Genomic DNA, 24,883 nt, shown 5'->3' with positions numbered 1-24,883 from the left:
CTCCTAGTATCTCGGATAAGGATAAAACTCTCCCTCTTCCAAGCCGACTTTTCCTTCTTCAAAGACTTCTTGGTTCCATTCCATGACGAACTCTTCTGCTTCTGGGTCTTCCAAAAAGTCCATGAGCGCATCTAGTCCAACCTCGGCAGTATCTTTAAGGAAAAGCGCAAAATAGGCTAAGAATTCACGTGAAAAACCTTTTTTAGGCAGGTAAGGGATAACAGTCAAATAATCTTCCTCATTAACAGTTGACTTGGCAGGATTGTAAAAAAGTACCGCTTCCTCAAAGAGAATATCGTCTGACGACACCTCTCCGTCTTCATCCACCATCTCCACTCCTGTAGCGTTTTGCGCTTCCAATAGAAAACTCACTTCTACCGCGTGGTTGCGCTTGTCCCAACTAATCTCATAATCAAAGGGAAAGTTCTTGTCCAACTCTTCCTCTAAAACATCTAAAAATCCGTATGTTGCCATTTTGTCCTCTTTCTATGCGACTCTTTAATCGCCCCGAATGCTCGGAAATATGCTAAAATAGATACTACCATCTTACCACATATACATCAGAAAATCCATGTTAGAAAGGACTACTATGCCAGACAATCTCGCGCTTCGCATGCGCCCAAAAACCATCGACCAGGTCATCGGTCAGAAGCATCTGGTCGGACCTGGAAAAATCATCCGCCGCATGGTGGAAGCCAATCGTCTGTCCTCCATGATTCTCTACGGACCTCCAGGAATCGGAAAGACCAGTATCGCCTCAGCCATCGCTGGAACGACCAAGTATGCCTTTCGGACCTTTAACGCGACAGTTGATAGTAAAAAACGGCTACAAGAAATCGCGGAAGAGGCTAAATTTTCAGGTGGACTAGTTCTGCTACTGGACGAGATTCACCGTCTTGACAAGACCAAGCAAGACTTTCTACTTCCCCTCTTGGAAAGTGGTCTGGTCATCATGATTGGGGCTACGACTGAAAATCCTTTTTTTTCTGTCACTCCAGCCATTCGTAGTCGCGTTCAAATTTTTGAGTTGGAACCTCTGTCTAACCAAGAAGTCAAAGAGGCTCTACAGATAGCTCTAAGTAACCCTGAGCGTGGTTTTGATTTTCCAGTAGAACTAGATGAGGATGCGCTGGACTTCATCGCAACCTCTACAAACGGAGACCTGCGCTCTGCCTTTAACTCACTGGATTTGGCTGTTCTTTCTACCCCTGAGAATGATAAGGGCATTCGCCATATCACTCTAGACATCATGGAAAATAGTCTTCAGAGAAGCTACATCACTATGGACAAGGATGGAGACGGTCACTATGATGTTCTATCTGCCCTGCAAAAGTCTATCCGTGGCTCAGATGTTGATGCCAGTCTTCACTATGCTGCCCGCTTGATTGAGGCTGGGGATCTGCCAAGTCTCGCTCGTCGCTTGACCGTTATCGCCTATGAAGATATCGGTTTGGCCAACCCTGAAGCCCAGATTCATACCGTGACTGCTCTGGATGCTGCCCAGAAGATTGGGTTCCCAGAAGCCCGCATTCTCATTGCCAATGTCGTGATTGATTTGGCCCTTTCTCCAAAATCCAACTCAGCCTATGTAGCTATGGATAAGGCACTTGCTGACCTCAAAACATCAGGGCACTTGCCTATTCCGCGACACCTGCGTGATGGACACTACAGCGGAAGCAAGGAACTAGGGAATGCCCAAGACTATCTCTATCCACACAACTATCCTGGAAATTGGGTCAAGCAAGACTATCTACCAGAAAAAATTCGTAATCATCACTATTTCCAAGCAGAAGATACTGGTAAATATGAACGGGCTTTGGCTCAAAGAAAGGAAGCTATCGACCGTTTGCGAAAAATCTGAAATCCTTTTCAAAAAATTGCACTTTCCTCTTGATTTTTTTTGAAAAAGTGGTATTATATAAACATAGAAACGCTGTGGTGTACGACTTCACACTTAAGTGTTGACCGACTATTTTTTGTATTATTAGGGAAACAAAAGTCTTCTAACAGCATGTAGGCCGTCTCACACGGAAACAGCTTCAGTTAGAGCGAGTTGCCCACCTGCTTAATTGCGCGGGTTCAATACAAACCGTGAAGTTTCGGCACCAATACAGCTTTTTTCTTTGCCTCCTTAGCTCAGCTGGCAGAGCAGCGGACTCTTAATCCGTGGGTCACAGGTTCGATCCCTGTAGGGGGCATCTAAATACAACAGGAAAAAGCCTTGTAAATCAAGGCTTTTTTTGCTTGTCTATAACTGATTTACCCCATCATTTGTCCCACATTTTAAATCTATCTTTTCTTTTTGAATCAAATTACATCTTAACAAATAGTGTAAAGCCAGTTACTTTTGCTTTGATGCCATACAATATTTTCATGTAGAGAAGACAAATTTTATCTTCTCTTTTTATTTTCAAAATAATAAAAACTGATTTTCTTTTCATAAATCAGACTGAAACTTCCAAATTTTCCATTTTGTTTATTGACATTTCCTCTAAAAAGGTGTATAATATTTTTATTATCAAACTATACTATACTATATAGGGGGTATTGAAATGAAATTTTCTAATCGTTTACTGCTATTCCTTGCAGGAGTTGTTTTTGTCCTTTTAGGACTTTTCCTATTTACAAACCCAGTAGCTAATCTTGTTGCTTACAGCTGGTGGATTGCATTTGGTTTACTGGTTTCTTCTATAGCAGCTATTTTAGGCTATTTCTCTGTACCAAAAGAGCTTCGCTCACCAGCTCATCTTTTCCAAGGGATTGTTAATCTTCTCTTAGCTCTTTACCTCGTTGCCTATGGCTTTGTGACGCTGCCAGTTGTCATTCCAACTATTTTAGGAATTTGGTTAATTGTAGAAGCCATTATAGCTTTCTTTAAAGGCAATCGTTTGGGATTGATTTTCCCTATTATTGGCAACCATATCATGTGGATAGCGTTGCTTGCATTTTTACTAGGTCTAGTGATTTTGTTCAATCCAGTAGCTACAAGTGTCTTTGTCGTTTATGTCGTTGCCTTTGCATTTTTAATTGTTGGTTTCACCTATATCCTTGATGCCTTTCGTAAATAATCTAGCTGCCATTTTGGGCATATTAAAAAAGCTGGGAAGTTACATTCTCAGCTTTTTCTGTTGCTTCCTTAGCTCAGTTGGTAGAGCAGTAGACTCTTAAGCTATGGGGCGCAGGTTCGAGCCCTGCAGGGGGCATCTAAATCAACAGAAATAAGCCTTGAAACCAAGGCTTTTTTTAACGTCTAATAGCTTTTTGTAGAAAAGTATTTAAAAATAAAAGAGAAGAGAATCTCTCACTCTCTTCTCAGTATATCTTATTAAATTTAGTTTTTCTTAATCTACCTGATTTTCCTTTGCAACGACAAATTCTTTAACCAGTCGATAGATAACAGCAAATACGGGGGTAAAGAATATCATTCCAAGTAGTCCGAAAAGATTCCCTCCGATACTAGCAGCCGCAAGCGTGAAAATAGCTGGCAAACCAATAGACTGCCCTACAACTCTAGGATAAATAAGGTTTCCTTCAATCAGCTGTATAACTTGATATAGAAGAAGAGAAAGTAAGGCTTGAGTAGGACTCACTGTGAAGATAAAAATCGCTCCCACAACACAAGCAATCATAGGCCCTACATAAGGAATGAACGATAGCACTCCTGCAAAGATACCTGTCATTACTCCATAGGGTATCCCAAACACGCTGTAACCAACCGCTATCATAACTCCTATGATAACTGCTTCAATCAGCTGACTCATCAAAAATTGGTCATAAGTCTCTAGTGCTACTTGTCCAATGTAAGTCAACTTTATCACCACCTTCTCTGGAAGAAAAACTTTTAGAAGTCGACTCGTCATCGCTGCCAAATGTTCCTTACTGGATAAAAATAAAAAGGTGAAGACTATAATCAAAAAGGCATTCATCAAACTTGAAAAAATATTGCCGATATTACTAGTCAGACCTGATAAAAAACCTATCAAAGCTTGGCTAATAGAACTAGATTGTCCCTGTATGCCTGATACGATAGTTGACAACATGTCTTTGGTTACAAATTCCGAGCTGTCTAGCAATTTCCCAAGTTGAGTCAGGACTGTTGAAAGGACTGCTCCCAGCTGACTAATAGTCTGAGCAAGGGTTGGAAGCACCAAAACCAAAAGACAGATCACGATTAAGATAAGAGATAGGAAAACAAGCACCATAGCAATCGGACGGCGCAACCCTGCCTTTACCTTCATTTTAACTAGGAATTCTTCAATTTTTTTCATGGGAACATTGAGCACAAAAGCAATGACAGCACCATAAATCAAGGTAGAAGTTACTTCAAAGAGAGATACTGCCCCTGATATAAAGCTTGATGCATTCAGAATTACAAGAGTAACCAGCCCTATAAAAAGTATTAATGGGGTGTATTTTTTTACTAAATTCATAAATTCTCCTTAATAAACATGTTTAGATACGACTATACTATTTGGTTTTTCAAACTCTCGGTCAAGGTAAGCTTGGTAAGTTCCTGGTGCGATAAATCCTTTGGGTGAGAGGATATCGGTGCCAGCCTGACCGACTATGGTATCAGCCAAGAGCACACAGTTTGTAGATAAGACAAAGTAGGATTTAAACTTAGATTTGATAAATTTATAAAGTTCCCCATCTGTCTCATGTCTGATTTTATAAGCGTAGGTGTAGTCTTCCTTACCATCACCTGTCATGATTTTATCTGCACTTGGCTCCCATGGAATCGTCAGTTGTTTCAATTCAGCCAACTTTTTCTGAACTGCTTTTTCCATTTCAGGCGTCAAATCTATCCCATAACCAAAAAGCGTTTTTTGACTCTCACGTTTACATAGGTCAATGTACTTGTCACGATCACAGAAATATAAGACACCATCTCCTACCATGCCAAATAAGGTCTCAGAAGACGGATCATAGTTGCCATAAGAAATAACACGGCCTTGATAGCAGATATCCACATGACCAATTGCCGAAAACAGAGAGGTCTCAGCTGTATGAACAAAAATTTCAAGCTCCGCTGTCTTACCAGACTTCACCATTCCAAGATGGATATCCTCTCTCTCATCAGCATTTTCCTGCATGAATTTGTTGATTTTTGCTAAAGTTCTTGCAGGGATGAGAGCGGCTAGGACAATAGGTAAGCTAATTCTAATACGACGTTTGAGATGGTTTTTCCCAATTTCCCCTTCAAATAAGAAACCGTCACGGATATTGGACAGACCATAAAGGAAAAAATAAGCCCCTAATACAAAGAGTTGAAAGACAGAATTTCCTGTAGAGGACAAAAGACTAGTCCCACCAAGAAAAACTAGTACGAGTCCATCTAGTAAGAGACGAAAACGAGGTCGAATTTTGTTTTTGCGGTAGAGAACATAGGTGACAAGGTTAATACTAGCATGAAAAATCTGATAAACTCCAATCACAAGAGCCAAAATATAAATCGGCACATCCGTCGCAAGATTGGAGCCAAGCAAATATCCCAGCACTAACAATTTAACCAGTGCAACTCCCAAGGTATCCGTTGACTGGCTTTTTTTGAAAACTCTTAATAGCAAATCTACGACCGTTGCTATCCAAGCTAAAAACAGAACCAGGCGAATAACTGTTACTGGCAACCAAGTCCCCGTGACCATCAAGATGAGACCTAGCAGAACAAACAAGAACCCCTGAGCAAGTAATTTCTTACCTGTCAGACCTAAAGATAGAATTTTCGCCATATAAAAACCTTTCAACAATAAAAATTAAACACTCCGATTAAACTGACTAGTAAATAGCCAACACTACAAACAGCCTGTGCCAGCAACATATGGTGACTAGAAATGACTGTAATAATGTCACCATCTTGTCTTATGCACTTCTAAAATTTGTTATATTGATTAGAAACCAGAGCTTATAAAAACTAGCTAAACTCGAGAGATAGACACAATTGCGACGAAAAAATGTATAACCAATTCAACTTGTTAAGGTAAGAAAGCATTATTTCCAATCTATTAATTATTCATCTATTACCTATTATGACACAATATTCCCTATAGTTCAACTTTTTACTTGTTTTTATATTACACGGACTAAAAAGTTTTCAACAGTTGATTGCATTTGTTTTAATAAGTTTTAACCTTTCTTGGTTAGATAAAAAAAGAACCATACAGTTTAGAATCTGTATGGTTTTTGCCCCACTTTTGTCCCATTTTTAAATCATGACATTGAAAATACCTAAAATCACTTATATTTCAATATTTTTAATTGCTCTCAATATGAAAGTCCTTTCCAAATCCCTGTAGGGGGCATCTAAATCAACAGGAAAAAGCCTTGGAATCAAGGCTTTTTTGTGTAGTCTTAGCACTAAAAAACGATAGAAAAAGCGGCCCTTCTGTACTGACCCCAAAAGTTGGACAGAAAAAACCTAACTTTTGTGGCGCAGTTCATTAGCGACACATAAAGTTATTTAAGAATCTCTTTTTCTTTTATTGCTATTTTCTGTTATAATAAATTGTACTTCTAAAATAGAAAGGTCTTAAGATGACAACTCTTATTAAACATAAACGTGTAGAATTTTCAGAACTTTTTTATGACTTAGTTTTTGTTTTTGCAATTTCAAAAGTAACTACTTTAATCGACCATCTTCATAACGGTATTTTGACTTGGAATTCTTTCCTTGATTTTTTCATTGCTACTTTGGTTCTCATCGATTCCTGGATGATTCAAACCGATTATACCAATCGCTATGGAAAGAACTCTTTTTTTAACATAGTAATCATGTTTATCAAAATGGGAATTTTACTCTTTATAGCCAATATGATTGGACCTGATTGGCAACAATATTTTCATTATGTCTGTTGGGCTATTGGTTCATTAACCCTTACCTTATTTTTTCAATATTTGGTTGAGTTTTTTAAAAAATCAACCGATAATGTTCATCGGGAAAGTATCAAAGGTTTTCTATGGATAACAGGTCTACGAAGTTTAGAAATCTATCTAGCAGCTCTTCTTCCTATTTACGTTGGAGTCTATATCCTTTATGCTAGTATTCTGCTAACATTTATTATGCCAAGTATTTTGCTTAATAAAGATAAGCATTACCAGGTAAATCTCCCCCATTTAATCGAGCGCATCTCCCTTCTTGTCATTATTATGTTTGGAGAGATGATTACGGAGCTAGCTAACTTCTTTACAATCGAGAATTTCTCGATTTATTCGGTTCTTTATTTCATTATTATGATTTCTCTGTTCTTGTTTTATTTTGGTCAATTCGACCATGCTATTGATGAAAAATCTAATCAAAAGGGGCTATTTCTAATTTACAGTCACTATCCTATTTTCATTGGACTTCTTATGATGGCCGTTTCGATGAGTTTTCTTCTGAATCCTGAAGCTAATCGTCTCTTTGCAACCAGCTTCTCTTATATCGGATTTGGCCTCTTTCAAGCTGCTGTCCTAGTAAATGGGCCCCATAACAAACACTATCTTCGCTATTCGAAAAGTTACTACTGTGTCCAAGCGACACTCTATCTGACTGCCTTGATTCTCTCTTTAATCTTTGCTTCTAATCCTATAATAGTAGTGAGTATAACAACCATTTTAGCTCTAGCTATAACCATTCATTTTATTTATTTTTATATGACACAGAATAAAAAATATTCCAAATCTAACTGGGGATTATTTTAATGAGTTTATAACATAAAAAAGCTTTGGGAACCAAGGCTTTTTTTACTTTCTATCTCCCCTTTTTCATGATGTATTTTCGTATAGGTGTTTCAACCATTTGAACGATTTCAAATCCTTCTTTTTGGTAAAGATTGTAAGCTCTTTGATTTGCCTCGTAGACATTTAGAGAAATAGTATCTATGTCTTCATTTTCAAAGGCCAAACTAACAAATTTCCTTAATGCCTGGCTACCTAAGCCCTGTCCCTGTTTCTGGGGGTTGATAAAAAATCTCCCGATATGAAGATTCCTGTCTTCTAGCCTGATTTTCTGGATAAGCCCCACAAACTCTTGTCCATCAAAGATTGAAAAGATTCCTCCCAAATCTTGCAAGATTTGAATTGTTAAGGGAAAAGGAACCATTGTTCCCATCCATTGTTCTTGAAAGGATTTGCCAAGGGAGTTAGACCATTGGCATACGAATTGAGCGTTTTCTGTACTCACATTTTCTTCAAAACAAATTGTCATCTTGACCTCACTATCTTATCTATGTTTCTCCATTATACCACTTCTCCTATTTTTTACGAATAGATAAGTATGATTAATCTTTATTTTTTTCTTGTCGGGAGCATTCTCGCTTCTTTCTTGGGTTTGGTCATTGACCGTTTTCCTGAGCAATCCATTATCCAGCCAGCTAGTCACTGCGATTCCTGTCAGACTCGCTTGCGTCCCTTAGATCTAATTCCGATCCTCTCTCAGGTCTTCAATCGCTTTCGCTGTCGCTACTGCAAGGCTCGCTATCCTATCTGGTATGCCCTCTTTGAACTAGGCTTAGGACTCCTCTTTCTGACTTGGTCTTGGGGTTGGATTTCCTTTGGTCAAGTCATCCTAATCACTGCTGGCTTGACCTTGGGAATCTACGACTTTCGCCATCAGGAATATCCCTTACTGGTCTGGATGACTTTCCACCTAATCCTCATGGCCTGCTCTGGCTGGAATCTGGTTATGGTCTTCTTCCTTATCCTTGGAATCATGGCTCATTTTATTGATATCCGCATGGGCGCAGGGGATTTTCTCTTTCTAGCTTCTTGCGCTCTCATCTTTAATGCGACAGAGTTACTGATTTTGATTCAGTTTGCTTCGGCGACAGGGATTTTAGCCTTTCTCTCGCAAAAGAAAAAGGAAAGACTTCCTTTTGTGCCTTTCCTCTTACTTGCTGCTTGTTTGATTATTTTTGGTAAGCTACTGCTTGTTTGATAAAGTTCTCAATCGGCTCTCCTTGGTGGAGAGCTTTTACAATTTTCGAACCGACGATAACGCCATCTGACACCGCATTGAAGCGTTCTACATCAGCTTGGCTAGACACACCAAAGCCTGTCAATACAGGGATGTCAGCTACTTGATGCAATTGCGCCAAGTGCTTGTCCAAGTCTGCACGGTAATTGCCTGATTTCCCTGTCACCCCATTAATGGCAACCGCATAGACGAAGCCTTCTGCTCCTTCAATCAACTCTTTTTGGCGCTCAATTCCTGTCGTCAAACTAACTAGGGGAATCAAGGCTATATCTGCGTCTGCCAAAAAAGGCTCTACAAAGTTGGCATGCTCATGAGGCAGGTCTGGAATAATCAAGCCCTTAACCGCTGTATCTGCCAAATCTTTGACAAATTTCTCCACATCGTACTGAAAGAGGGGATTAAAATAGGTCATGATGACAAGCGGAACCTCAGTCTGAATGGTTTTCAAGGTTTCAACCAAAGCCTGAGTGGACGTCCCGCGAGCTAGACTGCGCAAGCCTGCTTCTTCAATCACAGGTCCATCTGCAACAGGGTCCGAAAAGGGAATGCCCACTTCAATAGCTGAAACACCCAAATCTTCTAAAAAGTGGATTGTTTCAGCGAGACCATCCAAACCTTTCTCATGGTCTCCAGCCATGATATAGGGAACGAAAATTCCTTTTCCAGCTGCTTTGATAGCGTTCAATTTTTCTGTTAAAGTCTTAGGCATGGGCTTCTCCCTTCTTTGCTGCATCTGCTTCTAAGCGGTCTTTGACTTGAACTACATCCTTGTCCCCACGACCGGATAGGCAGACAATTATAGACTTGTCTGGACCAAGTTCTTTGGCCAATTTCACTGCAAAGGCAATGGCGTGGCTTGATTCCAAGGCTGGGATAATTCCTTCCACACGAGACAAGAGTTGGAATCCTTCCAAGGCTTCTTCGTCAGTCACAGGAACATAGCTGGCACGTTTGATATCATGATAGTGAGAATGTTCTGGACCGATACCAGGGTAGTCCAAACCTGCTGAGATAGAGAAGGCTTCAAGAATTTGACCATGGGCATCTTGGAGCACATCCATGAGGGAACCGTGGAGGACACCTGGACGACCCTTGGTCAGGGTAGCTGCATGGTGCTCTGTATCCACACCAAGTCCTGCTGCTTCGGCCCCATACATGGCTACTGACTCATCTTCTACAAATGGATGGAAAAGGCCGATGGCATTTGAACCACCACCAACACAAGCGACTAGGGCATCTGGCAGGTCTTGGCCTGTCAAGTCACGGTACTGTTGTTTAGCCTCTCGACCGATGACACTTTGGAAGTCACGAACAATTTCTGGGAAAGGATGAGGTCCCAAGGCAGAACCAAGAATATAGTGGGTGTCATCGATATTAGCTACCCATGAACGAAGGGCTGCATTGACCGCATCCTTAAGCACTCGCGAACCATCTGTCACGGCCTCAACCTTTGCTCCCAAAAGCTCCATACGAAAGACATTGAGGGCTTGGCGTTTGACATCCTCTTCACCCATATAGATGGTACATTCCATGTTAAAGAGGGCTGCAGCTGTTGCAGTTGCTACACCATGTTGACCAGCACCTGTTTCTGCGATAATTTTCTTTTTACCCATGCGTTTAGCAAGCAAAACTTGTCCCAAGGCATTGTTAATCTTGTGGGCCCCTGTATGGTTAAGGTCTTCCCGTTTGAGGTAAATCTTGGCTCCGCCGATATGCTGGGTCAAGTTTTTTGCGTAGTAAAGAGGCGTTTCACGTCCTACATACTGGAGCAAAAGTTGATTTAATTCCTCTTGGAAACTGGGGTCTGCCTGACTTTCACGGTAAGCCTTCTCCAACTCCAAAACTGCTGTCATCAATGTTTCTGGGACAAAATGTCCGCCGAATTTTCCGTAAAATCCATCTTTATTTGGTTCTTGATATGCCATGCTTTACCCTCTCTATAAATCTTCTAATCTTTTCATGATCTTTTTGTCCATCTGTCTCCACTCCGCTCGATACATCTACTGCATAGGGAGTAAAGTGTTGAATTGCTTTTACTACATTGTCTTCATTAAGCCCACCTGCGATAAAGAAAGGCTGAGTTAATCCTGTCGTATCCAGTTGACCCCAGTCAAAGGTCTGGCCACTCCCAGCCACAGGGGCATCAAAGAGTAGATAGTCTGCCTGAGAATTGGGCACATGACCCTCTCCATCCACCTGCACAGCCTGAATACTGGCACAAGGTAAATCCTCAAACAAATCATCCCCTACCTGACCATGAACTTGAACCAAGTCCAAGCCAACCTTGTCAATCGCTTCTAGCAGTTCTGCCCGACTTGGTGAAACAAATACACCAACATTTTTAACATTAGCAGGAATGAGCTTTGCCAGCTCAGTAGCCTCTTCCAAGGTCACCTGCCTTTTACTAGGTGAGAAGACAAAACCGATGTAATCCGCCCCTGCTGATACGGCTGTTTCTACCGCTTCTTTGGTCGATAGTCCACAAATCTTAACCTTTGTCAATCTGCAACTCCTTGACTCTTTGAGCCACATCCTCTGCCTGCATAAGAGCTGTCCCTACCAAAATTCCGTTAAAGTACGGTGCTACTCGTTCCGCATCCTGCCCTGTGAAAATAGCAGATTCAGAAATGTAATAGTGACCTTTCTTAAAGTGCTGGGCCAAGTCTACACTGGTCTGTAAGTCGACCTCAAAGGTGGTCAAGTTGCGGTTGTTAACCCCAATAATCTCAGCACCAAGCCTGTGGGCCACTTCTAGTTCAGCTAGATTGTGGGTCTCCACCAAGACTTCCAGACCAAGCTCTGTCGCGTAGTCATAGAGTTCCTTGAGGCGTTCTTCTGACAAGGCAGCCACGATGAGCAAGATGACTGTCGCACCTGCATTGCGAGCTCGGATGATTTGCTTTTCATCGATGATAAAGTCCTTGTTGAGCGTTGGAATCTCTACCTGACTGGAAATCTCCCGTAGATAATCCAAATGCCCCTTAAAGAAAACCTCATCTGTCAAAACAGAAATCATTACTGCGCCGTTTGCTTCATAAGTCTGGGCCTGTTGCACAATATCCACATCGAGATTGATATCTCCCAGACTAGGGCTAGCTTTCTTGACCTCAGCGATTACCTGCAAACGGTCACGGTGATTCTTCAAAAATTCTGCCAAGCGATATGTCTGGCGCAAGGGCTGGATTTGCTCCAGCTCCATTTGCTCGACCTCACGCCCCTTCTGCTCTAAGATTCGTGCTAAAAATTCCTGACTCATTTTTGGTACTCCTGTAATAGTCTGAGTTTTTCAAGGGCCTTGCCACTAGCAATTACTTGACGAGCCAAGGCAACTCCTTCCTTGATACTAGCTACCTTACCATTAGCATAGAAACCAAGACCAGCATTTAAAACTGTCGTTTCCAAGAATGGACTTGGTTCGTTTTGAAGAACGCTGAGCAAAATTTCTGCATTTTCCTGAGCATTGCCTCCACGAATATCTTCGATAGCGTAGCCTTCCATCCCCAAATCCTCTGGAGTGAAGCTTGACAAGGTGATTTCGCCATTTTCAAGAAGAGCAATCTTGGTTGTTCCGTTCAAGCCAGCTTCATCTAGCCCTTCTGGTCCAGCAACCACGATGGCACGTTTGCGGCCCATATTTTTCAAAACCTGAGCGGTACTTTCTAGCAGTTCTGGACGACTAATGCCAAGCAACTGTGTTTCCAAGGCCATTGGGTGAATCAGTGGACCAGTCAAGTTCATGATTGTTGGAATTCCTAGTTCCAAACGAGCTGGCATGATGTATTTCATTGCTGGGTGCATATTTTTAGCAAAGAGAAAGACGATTCCAGTTTTATCGAAAACCTTACCTAGTTCAGCTGGTTTGAGATCCAGATTGATGCCCAATGCTTGAAGGACATCTGCCGAACCTGATTTAGAAGAAATCGAACGGTTACCGTGCTTAGCCATATGAATGCCACCACCAGCCAAGACAAAGGCTGCAGTTGTCGAAATGTTAAAGCTGAAGGACTTGTCTCCACCTGTACCGCAGTTGTCCATGGCATCATGAATTTCAGTTGGAATGTGTTGGGCATGCCCTCTCATAACTTGTGCAATGGCTGTGCGCTCTTCAGGTGTTTCCCCCTTCATCTTAAGGGCCAAGAGGAGAGAAGCAATCTGCGCTTCGGTTACACGCCCAGTTACGATACGCTCGATGACATCCGTCATTTCCACACCTGATAAATTTTCAAATTTTGCTAATTTTTCAATAATCTCTTTCATCCTAGTTTCCTCACTTTACAACCTTTTCGATAAAATTCCGAATAGAAGACAAGCCATCTGGCGTTCCGATACTCTCTGGATGGTACTGGAAGCCATAAATTGGAAGATTTTTGTGTTGAATTCCCATAATAGCTTGGTCATCAGTTGAACGAGCTGTCACTTCAAAGTCTTCTGGCATTTCTTCAATCAAAATGCTGTGATAACGCATGACTGGACGACCATCCTCAATACCTTGATACAAAACAGATGGCGCTTCAAAGCTGATATGGCTCTGTTTCCCATGCATGACTTTTGGAGCCAAACCTAGCTTCCCACCAAAGACTTCTGCGATAGCTTGGTGACCCAAACAAATCCCTAGAATCGGCTTCTTACCTGCAAAGTCACGAATCATGTCTTCCATCTTTCCAGCATCAACCGGCCAACCAGGACCGGGAGAAAAGACCAGACCATCTGCTTTTTCAGCTTCTTCATACAGCTTGGGATCATCATTTCTCAAGACCTGCACTTCTGTAAAATTCCCAATGTACTGCGCCAAGTTATAGGTAAAAGAATCATAGTTGTCAATCAATAAAATCATGGTCTTAGTTCTCCAATTCTAGTCATAGATTTAGCCTTGTTAATGGTTTCTTGGTATTCGTTTTGGGCAATAGAGTCATAGACAATCCCTGCCCCAGCCTGCACATAGGCTGTTTGATCTTTAAGAATCATGGTTCGGATGGCAATGGCCAAATCCATATCACCCGTCGCAGACAAGTAGCCGATTGCTCCTGCGTATACGCCTCGTTTTTCCGTCTCCAGTTCATAGATGCGTCTCATAGCTCGAATCTTTGGAGCTCCTGACACTGTTCCAGCTGGAAGTGTAGCTTTCAATGCATCCATGGCAGTGAGTTCTGGAAGCAAACGTCCCTTGACCACGCTGGTCAAATGCATGACATAGCGGAAGAGCTCCACTTCCATATACTTGGTGACTTGAACACTAGCAGTTTCAGAGATGCGACCAATATCGTTACGCCCCAAGTCTACCAACATCCGATGTTCTGCTGTTTCCTTCTCATCAGAAAGCAGGTCAGTCGCCAAAGCCTTGTCCTCTTCATCCGTAGCCCCTCTTGGTCGCGTACCTGCAATCGGGTTGGTCGTCACGATGCCATTTTTAACAGAAACCAAACTTTCAGGACTAGCACCGATGATTTGATAATCACCAAAATCATAGAAATAGAGATAATTAGATGGATTGGTCACGCGGAGATTTCTGTAGAAGTCAAATGGATTTCCAGTAACTTCTGCTGAGAAACGCTGGCTGAGCACGCATTGGAACATATCACCATTACGAATCAAATCACGAGCTGTTTCCACCATTTGCTCAAACTTCTGAGGAGCGATATGCGGTTTGAAGTCGAGAGGAGATAAATCCAAATCTTCAAATTCATTTGGAGCAGGAATGCGTAATTCCTCAAGCACTTGATTCAAGGCTTTTTCCAAATCCTCTTGACTGCGCTCGCTGTAAAGAGCATCTTCGATGACATGGATTTTTTCCTTCTTGTGGTCAAAGACCATGTAACTCTCATAGAGAAAGAAATGCATGTCTGGCGTCCCAATGGTATCTTGAGGGATTTGACCAATTTCTTCATAGAGCGAAATCATATCGTAACCAACAAAGCCAATAGCTCCTCCACCAAAAGGTAGATCTGAATGGTGCTGGCTCTTATGAGTCACTTCATAAAGGAAATCCAAGGGATCCCGATCAATCACTTGACCATTTTGATAAAGGACCCCATTTTCAAACTGAATCTCAAAAACAGGATTATAAGCTAGGATAGAAAAACGAGCGGTTTCCTTGTCTCTAGGAATACTCTCTAGGATCACCTTGTGTTGTCCCTTTAGGCGCATATAAGCCAAGATTGGTGATAAGACATCACCATGAATAATTCGTTCCATTGTAATTTCCCTTTCAGTTCTACTTCTAGTCCGTGGCGATTGTATGAAAAATCCCCACGCAAAATAACTTGCGTGAGGACGAAATTCGCGGTGCCACCTCAATTATAGGATTTCTCCTATCTCTCATTCCTGTCTCAGAAAGCTCCTGTAACAGGCTGTGCGATAAAGGGCACTCCCTTGAGAATTATGTTTTCTTCTCTCGTTTCAGATGGACCCAACCTTACAGCTTTCTCTGCTTGTTTCCAGCAACCACAAGCTCTCTGGGAAAGAAAGTACTGTAATTTTTCCATCTTTTATTTTTTAGCTTCTAGGTAGTCTGCAATCGCAGCTACGTCCTTGTCTCCACGACCAGAGACATTGATGATAATAATCTCATCTTTACTTAGTTTCGATGCACGTTTAACCGCTTCTGCGATGGCATGTGAACTTTCGATCGCTGGGATAATCCCTTCTGTCTTGCTGAGGAGGAGCAAGGCTTGAACAGCTTCTTCGTCTGTCGCTGCCACATATTCCACGCGACCTGAATCTTTAAAGTAGGCGTGTTCTGGGCCAACCCCTGGATAGTCCAAACCAGCAGAGATAGAGTAAACTGGAGCCAGCTCTCCGTCTTCCTTAAAGACTGCATAAGTCTTCATACCATCGACAATTCCGACACTACCTTTTGTCATAGTGGCTGCGTGCTTGTCTGTGTCAAGTCCATGACCGGCAGCTTCGACCCCAACCAGTTTGACTTCTTCATCAGCTACATACTGTGAAAAAGCACCGATGGCATTGGAACCACCACCTACACAGGCAATAACGTAATCTGGCAAGCGTCCTTCTTTTTCTAAGATTTGACGGCGAGATTCTTCACTGATAACCTTTTGAAACTCATGAACAATGGTAGGATAAGGATGAGGGCCTACAGCAGATCCCAAAACGTAGAAGGCTTCAAGGTCATTCATCCATGCTCCAAAGGCTGCATCAACCGCATCCTTGAGAGTTCGTGTCCCTGTTTCAACTGCGTGAACAGTTGCTCCCATCATCTTCATGCGGAAAACATTGAGACGTTGACGCTCCACATCTTCTGCTCCCATGTAGACATCACAAGCCATACCAAACTTGGCTGCTGCAGCTGCTGTCGCAACCCCGTGCTGACCAGCCCCTGTTTCTGCGATCACTCGTTTTTTGCCCATACGTTTTGCCAGAAGAATTTGCCCTAAAACGTTGTTGAGCTTGTGAGAACCCAGATGGTTAAGATCTTCTCGCTTGAGATAAATCTTAGCCCCACCTAGGTAGTCTGTCAAACTTTCCGCAAAATAGAGCGGTGTTTCGCGACCTGAATAGTCTTTTAAGTAATGACGAAATTCTGCCAAAAACTCTGGATCATCCTTGTACTTGTCAAATGTCACTTCTAGCTCATCCAACAAAGCCTGAATCGGCTCCGGTACAAAACTACCACCAAATTGTCCAAAATAACCTTTAGTTGTCATAAAATTTTTCCTCTTTCCATATTAATCCGGCCGTTTTGTTTGCTTTTAGTAGTAGGCAAGGAACTGTAGATAGAAGTCTAGTTCATCAAAGCGACTTAAGGCCCTAATAAAAGATAAACAAAATGACCGAAAGAAAAAAGCCCACACACAGAAAATAATCTGTGTGAGGGCGTTTGTAACGCGGTGCCACCTCAATTATAAAGAGACTATTCCCCTTTACATCTCTGCCTTGTCTAACAACAAGTTGCACTGTAAGGTGTGCGTACCGAATTTTCATTGTTTCAAATTCATTTTTAAAATCAGCCCACTTTCACTACTTCCAACCACCTGTTCACAATCACCACAGGCTCCCTGAAGATCAAAAATAGTTACTTTTCTGATTTATTGAGAATATTATATGTTATTGTTCTATCTTTGTCAAGATTTTTTTTATGGTTTTTTTCCTGAACCGAGTATTTCTTCGGAAATACTCACCAAAGTCTGAACGATGTAATCAACTTCTTCATCGCTTAATTTTGTATGAAGAGGGAGTGTAATTTCATTTTCAAAGAAGGCATAGGCTCTTGGATAATCTGCCATATCAAAACCAAGATTCTTATAGGCTGTCAAGAGAGGAAGCGGTTTGTAGTGTACATTACTTGCAATTCCTGCTTTGGCCAATTCTTGAATGATGAGGTTGCGTTCTTCTAGACTTGCTCCTTCTACATGGGTGATGTAGAGGTGACGACAAGATTCAACAGTATCAGTCTTGTGTGCCAATGGGTGAATACGAGTACCCGCAAAACCACGATCATAGCGGCCCACGATGTCCTTACGACGTTGTAGCAAAGCTGGGTAACGGTCCAATTGTACCAAACCAATCGAAGCCATGATATCCGTCATGTTACACTTGTAGGCTGGTGTTACGATATCGTACTCCCATGAACCCAGTTGCATCTTGGCAAGAGCGTCTTTGGTTTGACCATGAAGGGAAAGGATTTGGAATTCCTTGTACATCTCTTCGTCATCAATCGCTGGATTGGCTTTCCAAGTCGCACTTCCTCCCTCAGCCGTTGTAAAGTTCTTAACGGCATGGAATGAGAAGGAAGTAAAGTCAGCGATAGAACCAGCTGGTTGCCCTTTATAAGTAGATCCCAAAGCATGGGCACTATCAGAGACAATCACGATACGGTTAAAGGCATTTTGCCACTTACTTGAAGCAGTAAAGAGGTCGCGTTTCTTCTCCACAATTTGGAACAAACGGTCATAGTTGCAAACAATCCCTGCAAGGTCTACTGGGATGATCACCTTAGTCTTTTCAGTAATGGCTTGCTCAAGCAAGTCATAGTCCATCTCAAAAGTATCTGCTTGGATATCCACCATGACAGGTGTTGCTCCTACGTGAGTGATGACACTACATGAAGCTGTATAAGTCATAGCTGGAACGATGACTTCATCACCAGGTCCCACTTCCAAGACACGTAAAATCAACTCAAGAGCGGCAGTCGCAGAGTTGAGGCAGACAGTCTTAGGTGTCTGTGTGTATTGAGACAAGCGACGCTCCAGTTCTTTTGTCTTAGGACCTGTTGTGATCCAGCCAGAACGAAGGGTATCCGCTACTTCAGCAATTTCAGCTTCGGTAATATCGGGTGGTGAAAATGGAATATTGTAATTTGGCATTGATTTGCTCCTTTTATCTGTACTCATTTTCTCATGACTACTTTATTTTAGTACCTCAAACACGGTTTGAAACATGATTTTGATGTCTCCAAGGAAACTAAACTCTCGGAGATAGGCGAGGTTATAGCGCATCTTTTCAGGAAGGACGTGTTCGACATAGGCCTGGTCAACTGATAGACCTTTCTCCGTCATTTGACTGATGATCGTATCCTCATCCTTGTAGTTGATGCTGGCTGGAGAGGTGATTCCTGCTGGCAAGAGCAAGGTCGCCATCATTTCAGGACTATACTGCTCGGTGTAACGTGGCACCTCAGGTCTTGTGCCTACAAAGGACATCTCGCCTTTAAGGACATTGACCAGCTGAGGCAGTTCGTCCAAGCGCACACGGCGGATGAAATTTCCAACCTTGGTAATGCGGCTATCGTTAGCAGAAGTCACCAGACTTCCTTTTTTATCCGCATCCGTTACCATAGTACGGAACTTCCAAATCTTGAAAGGACGGTTGTACTGGGTCACGCGCTCTTGCTTGTAAATGACGGGTCCCTTGCTATCCAACTTGATCCAAATGCTCAAGACAAGAAAGATTGGGGAAGTCAAAATCAGTAAAACCAAGGCCAGAACCCAGTCCAGGCAACGCTTGAAAATCAGCGAACCTTTCCTTTTAGAGACAAGCTGGTAGTAAGACTCAACCTCGCTTGATTGCATTTCCACGGGCAAGTCTTCCCATTTCAGCATGCTGTTTCTCCTTTGTTTTTATTATACTATTTGTCAACATTTTTCATTATACCACAAAATGGAAAAGGCGGTGCAAGAAATCTGTGATTTGATGAATTTCCTTATGGCGCTCAATGAAAATCAAAGTACAGCTTTGAGGTCACAGATAAAACTAACGTGGTTTGAAGAGATTTTCAAAAAAGATTAGGACATGGCTCCAGCCTGCAAGCTATACATCTTGTGATAGGTTCCTCCTAAGGCCAAGAGTTCCTCATGGGTTCCACTCTCGATGATGCGCCCCTTGTCCAAGACATAAATGCAGTTGGCGTCCTGGATGGTCGAAAGGCGATGAGCAATAGCAATAGTCGTCCGCCCCTGTCTCATCTTAGCTAGGGAATCTTGAACCAAACTTTCTGTTTCAGAGTCAATATTGGCTGTCGCTTCATCCAAAATCAGGATTTTAGGCTGACTGGCGACTGTTCTAGCAAAGGCAAGAAGCTGACGCTGTCCAGTAGAAAAGCTCGAGCCACGCTCAGACACAGGTGCATCATAGCCCAGAGGAAGGTCCTGAATAAAGGAATCTGCATCGACAAAGGCAGCCGCATTCTGGACCTCTTCATCACTAAGATCTTGGTACATGGCGATATTGGACTTGATAGTCCCGTGATAAAGGAAGGGATCCTGCAAGACCAGACCAATATTTCTTCTCAGTTCTTCCTGGCTGTAGTTTCGGATATCCACATCATCCAAGAGAACTCTCCCTGACTGAAATTCATAAAAACGCATGAGGACATTGATAATGGAAGATTTTCCTGAACCTGTATGCCCCACAAAGGCAATGGTTTCACCCTTCTTAACTGAAAAGGAAATGTCATCCAGAATCTGGTGCTTGCCATCATAAGAAAAACACACATGTTCAAAACGGATATTGCCCTCTTTGATTTTGGCTTGCCCATTTTCTTGAAGAGGCTCATAGGTCTTCTCGTCAATCAAGGCAAAGACACGACCTGCAGACACCATAGACGTTTGAAGGGTTGAAAAGTTTTGCGTCACCTCAATCAAAGGATCAAACAGACGATTGATGTACTGGATAAAGGCATACATGGTTCCGGCTGTTATCCCGATAGAAAGACCACGATAACCAAAGTAGGCCATCAAAACGGCGTAGCCTAGGAGTTTCAGCAAACTCATGGCAGGTCTCAAAAAGAGGGCATCCAAGGCCACAGAACGGTTGGCATAGACCAAGTGTTCTTGGTTAATCTCATCAAATTCTGCCTGCAGGCGCTTCTCTTGATTAAAGGCCTGGATAATCCTGATTCCTTCGATATTCTCTGCCAGCTTACTATTGATATCCGACAAGAGACTTCTGGTTTTTTCGATGATTTTCACTGATTTTTTCCGATAGAGATTGACCAAAAGGAAAATCAAGGGGAGAAAGAGCAAGACTAAAGCTGTCAAACGAAAATCCAGCACCAACATGGTATAAAGAGTGGTCAGAAAGATGAAAACTGCTGAAATAAAGCTGGATAAAATCCCTGAAAACATATCACTGATGGTCTCGGTATCATTTGTCAAACGAGAGACGATGGAACCTGCTGGCGTCTTATCAAAATAAGACATGCCCAGTTTCTCCATATTGGCAAAGGCATCCCGACGAATATCTCTGACAATACTGTAGGACACCCGCGCAAAGAGAAGATTGCCGACATACTGAACTAGAGTTTGTAGGAGATAAAGACCATAGTAGGCCAGCAAAACGGTAACAGCGATTTGGTTAAGATTACTGAGATACTGGTCGATAAAGTGGGAGGCCACAAGGGGAATGACACTTTTAATGACCGTAGTCGCTAGGAGAAAACTGAGTGCCAAAAAGGTCAGGAGTCCATAGGGCTTAAGATAGGACATCAAGCGCTTCAATACAGCCCATTGTTCTTGTTTATTCTGCATCTTCTTCTCCTTTCATTTCCAACTGCTGAGACTGGTAGGTTTGGGCATACCAGCCATCCAGGGCTAGCAGGTCTTCGTGCGAGCCCCGTTCGATGATTTGGCCATTTTGCAGAACCAAAATCAGATCTGCATGGACAACTGCACTGAGGCGATGGGCCGTGATAATAGTTGTCTTGTCCTTACGCGTCTCCTTGAGATTGTCGATGATGGCATACTCTGTCTTGGCATCCACGGCGGACAAGGAATCATCTAGAATCAAGATATCAGGGTCTAGAATCATAGCCCGACTCATTGCCAGACGTTGCTTTTGACCACCTGAAAGACTGACTCCTTTTTCACCGATTAGCGTATCAAATCCCTGAGGCATATCTACAATATCTTGGTAAACTTGGGCTAGCTTAGTCGCTCCCTCAACTGTTGAAAGGGGCAAGTTAGGATTGCCAAAGCGGATATTGTCTAAGATTGAAGCCGCAAAGAGAAATTGATCCTGAGGGACATAGCCCATGAGACTGCGAAGGTCTGTCAGACGATAGTCCCGAATATCATGACCGTTTAGGTAAATGGCTCCCTTATCCACATCGTATTCACGCAAGAGGAGCTTAATCAAGGACGTTTTCCCAGAGCCTGTCTGCCCAACCAAGCCCAGTGTTTGCCCTTTTTTCAAACTAAAGCGAATGTCCGTCAGTGTTTCCTCGTTTTCAAATGCAAAGCTGTCAATATCGTACTCCAAGCGCCCATTTTCAATACCATCTAAAGGAAACTCTGGATCTTGTACAGGTGATTCCTGAGACAAGAGTTCCTCAATTCGCTGATAAGAAACCTTTCCTCGCTGAGTGATATTAAAGAGGAAACCAATGGCCATAAGAGGCCAGACCAGCATATCCAAGTAGCTGATAAAGGTAACTAGATTTCCAACCGTGATCTGCCCTTTCTGAACCATCAAAGAGCCGACCAAAAGAGTTAAGACATAGGACGAGCCAACAAACAAGAGAACCATGGGGTCAAAGAGACTGTCGTATTTCATGGTTTGGAGATTCTTTTGGAAGGTCAATTCATTGACCGCTTGAAAGGACTTCAACTCATCCGCCTGATAACCGAAAGACTTGGTCACCTTGATACCTGATACAGACTCCTGTACCTTGTTATTGAGTTCGGAAAAGGCAGCTTGAGATTCGCCAAAGGCTTTGTGGGTCTTTCTCCCTAGACGACTGGTCGCATAAGCCATGAAAGGCAGGGGAAGAATGGCAACCAAGGTCATCTGCCAAGAAATGCTAAAAAGCATGGTCAGCAAGGTCACCAGAGCTGTTATAGAGGCATCCACCGCAGACATAACACCGCCACCTGCGAGACGAGTTAAAGCATTGATATCATTGGTTGCGTGTGCCATCAAATCCCCCGTCCGATAGGTCTGATAAAAGGCTGGCGACATCTTAGTAAAATGCTCAAACAAGCGAGAGCGCATGATCTGCCCCAAACGGTAGGAAGTTCCAAGGATATACATGCGCCAAACATAGCGCAGATAGTACATCCCAAAGGCTGCCAGCAGCAGATAAAATAGATTAAGAAGGAGGTCCTGCTGGGTTAATTGTCCCCCAGTTATGGCGTCAATTACTCGCCCCATGACCATGGGGGGAATGAGATTGAGGACGGAAACCAAGACCAAGGCCACAATCCCGACTAGATAACGGCGTTTTTCTAACTTGAAAAACCACCAGAGTTTTTGAATAATGGACATAAAATCCCTTTCTGATTGCAAATGGAAACCTGAGGCCAAGACTCAATGAAAATCAAAGAGCAAACTAGGAAACTAGCCGCAGGCTGTACTTGAGTACGGCAAGGCGACGTTGACGCGGTTTGAATTTGATTTTCGAAGAGTACAAGACCCCAGGTTTTTCTTATTCATAGGTTACGACTGAGACGACACCCTTGTCATACTCAGCGATAAAGATATTGGCCACATTGTCATATCCTTGTTTGCTGAGGTTATCAAGCAACCACTCTTCGCTACGACCAATCGATTCCAAAACATCGACTTGGATCACACCGTCAGTCACAACTGGATACTTAGGATTTTCATCTCCTATTTGGACCACGATGAGTTGGCCATTTTGCTCCTGCACAGCGCATTTGACCTGTTTCATCTGGAAAATCCCTTGGCTACGAAGTTTGAGAGCAACTTCTGCTGCAGACAAACCAACTGAACGACAGGCTTCTGGGTCAATCTGCCCATTTTTGATGAGGAGAGTTGGTTTCCCATCAATCAAGCGTTTGACAAAGCGAACATTGTTATTGAGCCACTTTAGGGTCAAAACCAAAATCGTCCACATCATCAAAATCACTGTGTATTGCAGGATACTGATTGAACTATTGTAAATTACCCCACCGATGATACCACCAAGAACATAGTTCTGAATTTGGTCTGTAGCAGAGTTAGGTGCTAGATTCCCCTTTCCTGTCACATTAATAACAAAAACAAGAGAGAAAAGACCCAAGGCCAGTTTGATTAAAATTTCCATATAGTTGAGTGTCATTTGTTTACCTCCACCAATTCAATAGCGTCTGTTTGATTCAATTCTAATTTCTCTAAAAGATACTTGTCTGGTTGGCTCCCGTTCATAGCGCGGTAGAAATTTGGACCTACCTTGACAAGCGCTCCATCAGTGGCAGCTGAAGTATTAACGTAAACTTCTGATTTATCCACCCCCAAGTCTTTGGAAACAACCTCTATGAAATGAAGTGAGGTTTGAAATTGATTGTTAGAGGCTTGATTGGTCTGGTATTTTGAGATTGTTACCAAAAGCATGGCTACCAAGGTCAAGGCCAAAATCATGACCAATTCCCGAAACTTAGTCCCCTTTTTATCTCGATAAGCCTTAAAAGCAAAAAATCCTGTGATAGCTAGGAGCACAATCCCAAAGCCAATCATGATTCCATTTTGTTGACTGATTTGGCTAAGCACATAGTCATATGAGTAAAATTTCATTTATTTTCACTCCCTTTCATAAAATCATTCTTTATTATAAACGAAAGAGGGTGATTTTTCAAACCATACGTTGGGGAAATAGACCTTTTTTTGGTATAATAAAATCTATAATCTGAATGAAAAAGGTAACTTTATGAAACTTATCTCATGGAATATTGATTCCCTCAATGCAGCCCTAACTAGTGACTCAGCTCGTGCCAAATTGTCCCAAGAAGTCCTACAAACCTTGGTCGCTGAAAATGCTGATATCATTGCTATCCAAGAAACCAAGCTTTCTGCCAAAGGCCCTACAAAGAAACACTTGGAAATTTTAGAAGAACTCTTCCCAGGCTACGAAAACACGTGGCGCTCTTCCCAAGAACCTGCCCGTAAAGGCTATGCTGGTACTATGTTCCTCTATAAGAAAGAACTCACACCCACTGTCACTTTCCCAGAAATCGGTGCCCCTTCTACCATGGACTTGGAAGGTCGTATCATCACTCTAGAATTTGATGAATTTTTCGTGACCCAAGTTTACACTCCAAACGCTGGCGACGGCCTCAAACGTTTGGAAGAACGCCAAGTCTGGGATGTCAAATATGCAGAATACTTAGCTGAACTGGACAAAGAAAAACCAGTCCTTGCGACCGGTGACTACAACGTGGCCCACAATGAAATCGACCTTGCAAATCCTGCCAGCAACCGCCGTTCACCAGGATTTACCGACGAGGAACGTGCTGGATTTACCAATCTCTTGGCAACAGGATTTACCGACACCTTCCGCCACTTGCACGGCGATATCCCTAACCAATACACTTGGTGGGCGCAACGCAGCAAGACTTCTAAAATCAACAATACAGGCTGGAGAATCGACTACTGGCTGACCAGCAACCGAGTGGCTGACAAGGTGACTAAGTCTGATATGATTGACTCCGGTGCGCGCCAAGACCACACACCCATTGTCATGGAGATTGAACTCTAAGGAGA

23 protein-coding genes, 2 tRNA genes and 2 other annotated features are annotated in these 24,883 nt (G+C 42.6%); of the genes, 7 read left to right on the top strand and 18 right to left on the bottom strand.

What is annotated here, in order from left to right; genetic code table 11:
* Positions 1 to 3 precede the first annotated feature (3 nt).
* Positions 4 to 474 carry a DUF3013 family protein gene (locus tag EJF26_RS00405; protein WP_000257117.1) on the bottom strand — a complete coding sequence of 157 codons (471 nt, stop codon included), beginning with the start codon at positions 472 to 474 and terminating at the stop codon, positions 4 to 6.
* Positions 475 to 589: 115 nt separating this feature from the next.
* On the opposite strand from EJF26_RS00405, the gene EJF26_RS00400 reads away from it, so the two are divergent.
* From EJF26_RS00400 to EJF26_RS00385, 4 genes are all read left to right on the top strand, one after another.
* Positions 590 to 1,861, top strand: a complete 1,272-nt coding sequence (locus EJF26_RS00400) for a replication-associated recombination protein A (RefSeq protein ID WP_001113237.1) — start codon at positions 590 to 592, stop codon at positions 1,859 to 1,861.
* 264 nt (positions 1,862 to 2,125) lie between these two features.
* Positions 2,126 to 2,198: transfer RNA gene (locus tag EJF26_RS00395), tRNA-Lys, on the top strand.
* Between the two features lie 354 nt (positions 2,199 to 2,552).
* A complete protein-coding gene (locus tag EJF26_RS00390; RefSeq protein WP_000672739.1) occupies positions 2,553 to 3,068 on the top strand; it encodes a DUF308 domain-containing protein in 516 nt (171 codons plus the stop codon).
* Between the two features lie 62 nt (positions 3,069 to 3,130).
* Positions 3,131 to 3,203 (top strand) — tRNA-Lys (locus tag EJF26_RS00385).
* A gap of 138 nt (positions 3,204 to 3,341) precedes the next feature.
* Here EJF26_RS00385 and EJF26_RS00380 read toward each other — a convergent pair.
* Positions 3,342 to 4,430 carry an AI-2E family transporter gene (locus tag EJF26_RS00380; protein WP_001055023.1) on the bottom strand — a complete coding sequence of 363 codons (1,089 nt, stop codon included), beginning with the start codon at positions 4,428 to 4,430 and terminating at the stop codon, positions 3,342 to 3,344.
* Between the two features lie 9 nt (positions 4,431 to 4,439).
* On the bottom strand, positions 4,440 to 5,729 hold the full coding sequence (locus tag EJF26_RS00375; RefSeq protein WP_001062791.1) for a hypothetical protein: 1,290 nt from the start codon (positions 5,727 to 5,729) through the stop codon (positions 4,440 to 4,442).
* 802 nt (positions 5,730 to 6,531) lie between these two features.
* On the opposite strand from EJF26_RS00375, the gene EJF26_RS00365 reads away from it, so the two are divergent.
* A complete protein-coding gene (locus EJF26_RS00365; RefSeq protein WP_000209250.1) occupies positions 6,532 to 7,677 on the top strand; it encodes a low temperature requirement protein A in 1,146 nt (381 codons plus the stop codon).
* A gap of 49 nt (positions 7,678 to 7,726) precedes the next feature.
* On the opposite strand, the gene EJF26_RS00360 is transcribed toward EJF26_RS00365, so the two are convergent.
* On the bottom strand, positions 7,727 to 8,182 hold the full coding sequence (locus EJF26_RS00360; RefSeq protein WP_000150789.1) for a GNAT family N-acetyltransferase: 456 nt from the start codon (positions 8,180 to 8,182) through the stop codon (positions 7,727 to 7,729).
* 69 nt (positions 8,183 to 8,251) lie between these two features.
* Here EJF26_RS00360 and EJF26_RS00355 point away from each other — a divergent pair, with 69 nt between their 5' ends.
* Positions 8,252 to 8,911 (top strand): prepilin peptidase, encoded by a 660-nt coding sequence (locus EJF26_RS00355; RefSeq protein WP_000609281.1) that lies wholly within the window; start codon positions 8,252 to 8,254, stop codon positions 8,909 to 8,911.
* On the opposite strand, the gene trpA is transcribed toward EJF26_RS00355, so the two are convergent.
* The 14 genes from trpA to EJF26_RS00280 all read right to left on the bottom strand — a co-directional run bounded on the left by trpA (position 8,883) and on the right by EJF26_RS00280 (position 23,917).
* Positions 8,883 to 9,659: a tryptophan synthase subunit alpha gene (gene trpA, locus EJF26_RS00350; RefSeq protein ID WP_001127005.1), complete on the bottom strand. Its 777-nt coding sequence runs from the start codon at positions 9,657 to 9,659 to the stop codon at positions 8,883 to 8,885. The genes EJF26_RS00355 and trpA overlap by 29 nt on opposite strands.
* Complete coding sequence (trpB, locus tag EJF26_RS00345; RefSeq protein WP_000331249.1) at positions 9,652 to 10,875, bottom strand: tryptophan synthase subunit beta; 1,224 nt, start codon at positions 10,873 to 10,875, stop codon at positions 9,652 to 9,654. Before trpB (EJF26_RS00345) ends, trpA begins: the two co-directional genes overlap by 8 nt.
* Positions 10,853 to 11,452, bottom strand: coding sequence for a phosphoribosylanthranilate isomerase (locus EJF26_RS00340; protein WP_000169922.1), 600 nt, complete (start codon positions 11,450 to 11,452; stop codon positions 10,853 to 10,855). Before EJF26_RS00340 ends, trpB (EJF26_RS00345) begins: the two co-directional genes overlap by 23 nt.
* On the bottom strand, positions 11,439 to 12,206 hold the full coding sequence (trpC, locus tag EJF26_RS00335; protein WP_000076565.1) for an indole-3-glycerol phosphate synthase TrpC: 768 nt from the start codon (positions 12,204 to 12,206) through the stop codon (positions 11,439 to 11,441). The genes EJF26_RS00340 and trpC overlap by 14 nt, the downstream gene beginning before the upstream one ends.
* Positions 12,203 to 13,207: an anthranilate phosphoribosyltransferase gene (gene trpD, locus EJF26_RS00330; RefSeq protein WP_000658688.1), complete on the bottom strand. Its 1,005-nt coding sequence runs from the start codon at positions 13,205 to 13,207 to the stop codon at positions 12,203 to 12,205. Before trpD ends, trpC begins: the two co-directional genes overlap by 4 nt.
* A gap of 10 nt (positions 13,208 to 13,217) precedes the next feature.
* The gene (locus tag EJF26_RS00325; protein WP_000601935.1) at positions 13,218 to 13,784 is read right to left on the bottom strand and encodes an aminodeoxychorismate/anthranilate synthase component II; all 567 of its coding nucleotides are present in this window, start codon (positions 13,782 to 13,784) and stop codon (positions 13,218 to 13,220) included.
* Positions 13,781 to 15,142: an anthranilate synthase component I gene (trpE, locus tag EJF26_RS00320; protein WP_000439664.1), complete on the bottom strand. Its 1,362-nt coding sequence runs from the start codon at positions 15,140 to 15,142 to the stop codon at positions 13,781 to 13,783. Before trpE ends, EJF26_RS00325 begins: the two co-directional genes overlap by 4 nt.
* Positions 15,143 to 15,213: 71 nt before the next feature.
* Positions 15,214 to 15,439: a binding site (T-box leader), on the bottom strand.
* Positions 15,436 to 16,614 (bottom strand): tryptophan synthase subunit beta, encoded by a 1,179-nt coding sequence (gene trpB, locus EJF26_RS00315; protein WP_000208446.1) that lies wholly within the window; start codon positions 16,612 to 16,614, stop codon positions 15,436 to 15,438. It overlaps the preceding feature by 4 nt.
* A gap of 162 nt (positions 16,615 to 16,776) precedes the next feature.
* Positions 16,777 to 17,008: a binding site (T-box leader), on the bottom strand.
* A gap of 35 nt (positions 17,009 to 17,043) precedes the next feature.
* Positions 17,044 to 18,273 carry a DegT/DnrJ/EryC1/StrS family aminotransferase gene (locus EJF26_RS00310; RefSeq protein ID WP_001134512.1) on the bottom strand — a complete coding sequence of 410 codons (1,230 nt, stop codon included), beginning with the start codon at positions 18,271 to 18,273 and terminating at the stop codon, positions 17,044 to 17,046.
* Positions 18,274 to 18,315: 42 nt separating this feature from the next.
* Entirely contained in the window at positions 18,316 to 19,008 is a 693-nt protein-coding gene (locus EJF26_RS00305) for a sugar transferase (protein ID WP_000922230.1), read from the bottom strand.
* A 183-nt stretch (positions 19,009 to 19,191) separates the two neighbouring features.
* Entirely contained in the window at positions 19,192 to 20,934 is a 1,743-nt protein-coding gene (locus tag EJF26_RS00295) for an ABC transporter ATP-binding protein (protein WP_001180127.1), read from the bottom strand.
* Entirely contained in the window at positions 20,924 to 22,669 is a 1,746-nt protein-coding gene (locus EJF26_RS00290; RefSeq protein ID WP_000022579.1) for an ABC transporter ATP-binding protein, read from the bottom strand. Before EJF26_RS00290 ends, EJF26_RS00295 begins: the two co-directional genes overlap by 11 nt.
* A 160-nt stretch (positions 22,670 to 22,829) precedes the next feature.
* A complete protein-coding gene (locus tag EJF26_RS00285) occupies positions 22,830 to 23,465 on the bottom strand; it encodes a DUF421 domain-containing protein (RefSeq protein ID WP_000174459.1) in 636 nt (211 codons plus the stop codon).
* Positions 23,462 to 23,917 carry a DUF3290 family protein gene (locus EJF26_RS00280; protein WP_000675332.1) on the bottom strand — a complete coding sequence of 152 codons (456 nt, stop codon included), beginning with the start codon at positions 23,915 to 23,917 and terminating at the stop codon, positions 23,462 to 23,464. Before EJF26_RS00280 ends, EJF26_RS00285 begins: the two co-directional genes overlap by 4 nt.
* Positions 23,918 to 24,050: 133 nt before the next feature.
* On the opposite strand from EJF26_RS00280, the gene EJF26_RS00275 reads away from it, so the two are divergent.
* Complete coding sequence (locus EJF26_RS00275; protein ID WP_000767455.1) at positions 24,051 to 24,878, top strand: exodeoxyribonuclease III; 828 nt, start codon at positions 24,051 to 24,053, stop codon at positions 24,876 to 24,878.
* Positions 24,879 to 24,883: the final 5 nt, after the last annotated feature.

This window comes from Streptococcus oralis subsp. dentisani, assembly GCF_007475365.1.
Lineage (GTDB): Bacteria > Bacillota > Bacilli > Lactobacillales > Streptococcaceae > Streptococcus > Streptococcus mitis_AX.
The sequence above is the reverse complement of the archived record's forward strand: the minus strand, read 5'-3'. Positions and strand labels throughout refer to the sequence as shown.

What these genes read in the sequence shown, in the direction of transcription:
- EJF26_RS00400 (WP_001113237.1), top strand. Translation starts at nt 590, where the DNA reads ATGCCAGACAATCTCGCGCTTCGCATGCGCCCAAAAACCATCGACCAG.
- EJF26_RS00305 (WP_000922230.1), bottom strand. Translation starts at nt 19,008, where the DNA reads ATGCTGAAATGGGAAGACTTGCCCGTGGAAATGCAATCAAGCGAGGTT.
- trpC (WP_000076565.1), bottom strand. Translation starts at nt 12,206, where the DNA reads ATGAGTCAGGAATTTTTAGCACGAATCTTAGAGCAGAAGGGGCGTGAG.
- EJF26_RS00275 (WP_000767455.1), top strand. Translation starts at nt 24,051, where the DNA reads ATGAAACTTATCTCATGGAATATTGATTCCCTCAATGCAGCCCTAACT.
- EJF26_RS00390 (WP_000672739.1), top strand. Translation starts at nt 2,553, where the DNA reads ATGAAATTTTCTAATCGTTTACTGCTATTCCTTGCAGGAGTTGTTTTT.
- EJF26_RS00355 (WP_000609281.1), top strand. Translation starts at nt 8,252, where the DNA reads ATGATTAATCTTTATTTTTTTCTTGTCGGGAGCATTCTCGCTTCTTTC.
- EJF26_RS00290 (WP_000022579.1), bottom strand. Translation starts at nt 22,669, where the DNA reads ATGTCCATTATTCAAAAACTCTGGTGGTTTTTCAAGTTAGAAAAACGC.
- trpB (WP_000208446.1), bottom strand. Translation starts at nt 16,614, where the DNA reads ATGACAACTAAAGGTTATTTTGGACAATTTGGTGGTAGTTTTGTACCG.
- EJF26_RS00380 (WP_001055023.1), bottom strand. Translation starts at nt 4,430, where the DNA reads ATGAATTTAGTAAAAAAATACACCCCATTAATACTTTTTATAGGGCTG.
- EJF26_RS00365 (WP_000209250.1), top strand. Translation starts at nt 6,532, where the DNA reads ATGACAACTCTTATTAAACATAAACGTGTAGAATTTTCAGAACTTTTT.
- EJF26_RS00360 (WP_000150789.1), bottom strand. Translation starts at nt 8,182, where the DNA reads ATGACAATTTGTTTTGAAGAAAATGTGAGTACAGAAAACGCTCAATTC.
- EJF26_RS00405 (WP_000257117.1), bottom strand. Translation starts at nt 474, where the DNA reads ATGGCAACATACGGATTTTTAGATGTTTTAGAGGAAGAGTTGGACAAG.
- EJF26_RS00375 (WP_001062791.1), bottom strand. Translation starts at nt 5,729, where the DNA reads ATGGCGAAAATTCTATCTTTAGGTCTGACAGGTAAGAAATTACTTGCT.
- EJF26_RS00295 (WP_001180127.1), bottom strand. Translation starts at nt 20,934, where the DNA reads ATGCAGAATAAACAAGAACAATGGGCTGTATTGAAGCGCTTGATGTCC.
- EJF26_RS00285 (WP_000174459.1), bottom strand. Translation starts at nt 23,465, where the DNA reads ATGACACTCAACTATATGGAAATTTTAATCAAACTGGCCTTGGGTCTT.
- EJF26_RS00325 (WP_000601935.1), bottom strand. Translation starts at nt 13,784, where the DNA reads ATGATTTTATTGATTGACAACTATGATTCTTTTACCTATAACTTGGCG.
- trpA (WP_001127005.1), bottom strand. Translation starts at nt 9,659, where the DNA reads ATGCCTAAGACTTTAACAGAAAAATTGAACGCTATCAAAGCAGCTGGA.
- EJF26_RS00310 (WP_001134512.1), bottom strand. Translation starts at nt 18,273, where the DNA reads ATGCCAAATTACAATATTCCATTTTCACCACCCGATATTACCGAAGCT.
- EJF26_RS00280 (WP_000675332.1), bottom strand. Translation starts at nt 23,917, where the DNA reads ATGAAATTTTACTCATATGACTATGTGCTTAGCCAAATCAGTCAACAA.
- trpD (WP_000658688.1), bottom strand. Translation starts at nt 13,207, where the DNA reads ATGAAAGAGATTATTGAAAAATTAGCAAAATTTGAAAATTTATCAGGT.
- trpB (WP_000331249.1), bottom strand. Translation starts at nt 10,875, where the DNA reads ATGGCATATCAAGAACCAAATAAAGATGGATTTTACGGAAAATTCGGC.
- trpE (WP_000439664.1), bottom strand. Translation starts at nt 15,142, where the DNA reads ATGGAACGAATTATTCATGGTGATGTCTTATCACCAATCTTGGCTTAT.